This window comes from Microvirga sp. P4_G7 (genome assembly GCF_056401005.1).
Genome location: NZ_JBFUKD010000305.1, coordinates 1 through 4283, shown reverse-complemented (window position 1 = coordinate 4283; position 4283 = coordinate 1). Strand labels below are relative to the sequence as shown.

General features: G+C 61.5%; 3 protein-coding genes. All 3 read right to left on the bottom strand.

Annotation, left to right across the window (positions count from 1 at the left end; all coding sequences use genetic code 11):
• Nucleotides 1-788 (bottom strand): glycosyltransferase family protein (locus AC1DT3_RS13320; RefSeq protein ID WP_477465731.1); only part of this gene is annotated, 788 nt, incomplete at its 3' end.
• A gap of 55 nt (nucleotides 789-843) precedes the next feature.
• Nucleotides 844-2208 carry an ABC1 kinase family protein gene (locus AC1DT3_RS13315; protein WP_477465730.1) on the bottom strand — a complete coding sequence of 455 codons (1365 nt, stop codon included), beginning with the start codon at nucleotides 2206-2208 and terminating at the stop codon, nucleotides 844-846.
• An 8-nt stretch (nucleotides 2209-2216) separates the two neighbouring features.
• Complete coding sequence (locus tag AC1DT3_RS13310) at nucleotides 2217-4082, bottom strand: M3 family oligoendopeptidase (RefSeq protein ID WP_477465729.1); 1866 nt, start codon at nucleotides 4080-4082, stop codon at nucleotides 2217-2219.
• Nucleotides 4083-4283 lie beyond the last annotated feature (201 nt).

Genomic DNA, 4283 nt, shown 5'->3' with positions numbered 1-4283 from the left:
GAATAGCTCGTGCCCTTGCCCCCGATGATCACCACCTGGAGCTTGGGGTCGATATCGAGAAGGTAGGGAAGGCTTCTGAACACCACATGCGCCCCGCGCATCGGCTCGATGTTCCGGGTAACGAAGGTGACGACCGGCGTCTGACGGTTGAGCTGAGGCCCCTTTTCGCCGATGCGAATGCTCGCGCCCGGATTGGGCCCGAGACTTTGCGCGTCGATGCCGTCATGGATGATGGCGAGACGGTCCTGAAGATAGGGCGGGAATGTATCCCGCTGATACTGGGTCGGTGCGACCGCGACGTCGGCGGCGTCGAAAGCCCCAAGTTGCATCGCGTTCTTGAGGCGCAACCGCCAGATCACCTCTTCGTTCGTCACGGGGAATTCCGGGTCGAAATCGAGGTCCTGGCCCGTGGCCTTGTAGTAATACTCGAAATAGGCGACGTGGCGCGCGTCGGGCCAGATGTCCTTCAAGAACAGGTTCTCGCCCCACCCGGTGTTGACCACGACGAGATCCGGTGAAAGGCCGGCATTCGCCAGTTGCCGCGCGAGTTGCGCGACGCCGTAGGCCCGCCGAAGACGTGGGACGACCGGCGCATAACGGTTTTGAAACGGCGCGTCCTCGGGGCCGGGCGCGGGGGTGTAGGCGTAGTATTTGACACCGGGAATCGGCGAAGTCTTGCCGGTATTGGTCATGCCGAGCGCAAACACCTCGTGACCCTCGGCGACGAAAGTCTTCGCGAGGCGAAGAAACTGACCCGGAAAATTCTGGTGAACAAAAACGATCTTCATCGACGATCCCCCGACCCGAGGTGATTAGGACGGAGCGTCCGAAAATGCAATCTCGTTACGTTGGCATGGGCAAGCCCGCCCTATTCAGGGCCTGTTGCTGCCGCGTGGCAAGCGCGTCGATGGAGAAATCCGCGACCTGCTCCTCGAACAACTGGTGATAATTCAGTTCCGCCCGCAAATGCAGGAAGACCGCGCCGAGGCCGACAGCTGCGCGGTCCATGAAAACGAACTCGCGCGGCACCGTCACCGGACCCTTTTCCTTGAGCGCCTTGTGGACCTGGAAGGCCTGTCGGCGGCCATATTCTCCGGGTTTGATACCATCAGCCACCGTCCTGACGCGATCCTCGAGCAAGGGCCCATAGATGAACCGCGCCCAGATGTTGAGAATGTCGATCAGTTCCTTCGACAGATTGCGAAAGCCCCATGTCTCGTAAGCGTCCACGACGCGCGCACGGTCGTCATGCTGCAGCCCGCGATAAAGATCGACGACACCGCCGACGAAACGCGGATGAAAGATGCGGATGCAGCCGTAATCGAGGAGATTGATGCCGCGCGCTTCGCCGTTCTCCGAGAACACGGTGTAATTGCCGAGATGCGGATCACCATGAATGACCGCGGCATAGCTGAAGGGATGCCACCACGCCTTGAACATGGCGACCGCGAGCCGGTTGCGGATTTCGACGGGACTCTCGACGAAATTGAGAATTTTCTCCCCTTCGAGCCAACCGAGAGTCAGCAGCCTGCCGGTCGAGAGATCGCCGTGCACGCGCGGTACGCGGACCTGGTCGGTCCCCTCGAGGAGGTGTTCGTAGAGCGCGGCATGCTTCGCTTCGCGGGCATAGTCCAACTCCTCGCGGACGCGTTCACCGATTTCGAGCGCGATCTCGCTCGTGTTGATGACGGGGTCGAAGCGACGGTGAACGGCGAGGAGGATTTCGAGCTGCTGAAGATCCGCCTCCACTGCGGATTGCATGTCCGGATATTGCAGCTYGCAGGCCAGGGCTTCACCCTCTTTCGAAACCGCGCGGTGGACCTGGCCCAAAGAGGCGGCCGCGGCGGGATGAAGATCGAACGATGCGAACCGGCTTTGCCAATCGGGCCCGAGTTCGGCCTGCATCCGTCGTTTCACGAACGCCGCGCCCATGGGCGGCGCGTCGCTCTGTAATTTCTGAAGTTCGGCCGCGTATTCCGGCGGGATCAGGTCCGGGATGGTGGCGAGGAGTTGCGCCACCTTCATGATCGGGCCCTTCAACCCGCCGAGCGCTTGCGCGAGAGCAGCAGCACTGGCGTCGCCGCTCTCCCTCCCGAACAGGCGCGCTCCGGCGATCCGCGCGGCGACACCGCCCATGTTCGCGCCGACGCGAGCGTAGCGCGCGGCGCGGGCGGAAAAGCGATTCGCTTCGCGATCGAACTCCGACATCGCCCGCCTCAGGCCGCTTCCTCCATCGCTTCCAGTTCGTTGATCAACCCCTCGATCATCGAGAGGCCGATCTGCCAGAAGGATGGGTCGCTCGCGTTGAGGCCGAAAGGCGCCAGGAGCTCCGAGTAATGCTTGGTTCCGCCCGCGGCGAGCAAAGCGAAATAGCGATCGACGAAACCCTCACTCGAACGCTCGTAAATGCCGTAGAGCGAGTTCACCAGGCAATCGCCGAACGCGTAGGCGTAGACGTAGAACGGCGAATGGATGAAGTGCGGAATGTACGCCCAGAACGTCTCATAGCCCGGACCGACGCGAATGGCGGAGCCGAGACTTTCATCCTGAACCGACATCCACAATTCACACAGTTTCTCTGCGGTGAGCTCTCCGTTGCGACGCTCTTCGTGCACCTTGCGCTCGAACGAATAGAACGCGATCTGGCGCACCACCGTGTTGAGCATATCCTCGACCTTCGCCGCCAGCATGGCCTTGCGCTGGACCTTGTCGGTGGTTCGATCGAGCAGCCGGCGGAACGTCAGCATTTCGCCGAAGACGCTTGCGGTTTCCGCCAACGTCAGCGGCGTCGGCGCCATCAACGCACCGTTCGGCGCGGCAAGAACCTGATGAACGCCGTGTCCCAGTTCGTGCGCGAGCGTCATCACATCGCGTGGTTTGCCCTGATAATTCAACAGCACATAGGGATGCRCGGAAGGAACGGTCGGATGCGCGAAAGCACCCGGCGCTTTGCCTGGACGCGTCGGTGCGTCGATCCATTTTTCGTCGAAGAAGCGCTTGGCGATATCCGCCATGCGCGGCGAGAATGCGGAATAAGCGCCGAGAACCGTTTCCTCTGCTTCGCTCCAACTGATGGTCCGTTGATCGACCTTGGGCAGGGGCGCATTGCGGTCCCAATAATCGAGCTTGTCCTTGCCGAACCACTTGGCCTTGAGCGCATAATAACGATGCGAGAGGCGGGGATATGCGTCGCGCACCGCGGCCACCATCGCCTCGACGACTTCGYGCTCGACACGGTTGGCGAGATGGCGGGAATCAGCAACATCCTCGAAGCCACGCCACCGGTCCGAGATCTCCTTGTCCTTCGCAAGGGTGTTGGTAATGAGGGCGAAGGTGCGCAGATTGGCCTTGAACACTTTGCCCAGCGCTTCGGCGGCATCTTTGCGCACCGTCTCGTCGGTATCCTGGAGCTTGTTGAGCGTCGGTTCGATGGCGAGCTCTTCACCACGGACRTTGAATCGCAGCGCCGCGATCGTTTCGTCGAAAAGCCGGTTCCAGGCCGAGCGGCCGGTCACCGATTTCTCGTGAAACAGCTTCTCGATCTGATCGTCGAGCTGGTACGGCTTGTCCTTGCGAAGATCCTCGATCCAGGGCCGATAATGGTCGAGCGGCTGCTCGCTCATAGCCTTGTCCATGAGCGCGTCGTCGATGCGATTGAGCTCGAGCCCGAAGAACAACAGATCGCTGGAAGCGGCGGTCAGGCGTTCCTGGGTATCGCCGTAGAATTTCGCCCGCGCGGGATCCGTCGTGTCTCCCGCGTAAACGAGGCCGGCATAGGACATCAATCGGCCGAGGAGATCCTCGACGGCCTCGTAGCGCCGAAGCGCCTCCCCCAGGGCATCGGTCGCGTCCGCGGCCTTCGCCATGTCCGCGAGCTTGCCGCGATAGGCATCCGCCAGTGCACGGCATTCCGTCTCGGCCTTGATCATGTCGGCCTTGAAGGCATCGCTGTCGATCCCGGGGTAGAGATGGGACAAGTCCCATTCGGGCAGCGCGCCGAGATCCGCTTCCGGAGAGGCAGCGGCAAGAGCCGATTCGCGGGCGGATTGGCGGACGATCGACGAGGCGAAGGGAGCGGGCATGTCTTCCGGGAGGTTCGAGGGAAAGGTTAAGGTGAATATCGGCACCCGAGGGCTCGGGATCAACCCGGCAGGGCTTCGGACCCAAATTCAGGCCGTTAAGATCTGATTTACCCCTTTTCGACCAGCATCGTGCCGCCCCGCTCACGAATCATCCGGTCTCGATGTTCATCACCCCGTTTTTTGAGACTCTCATCAGCGCAT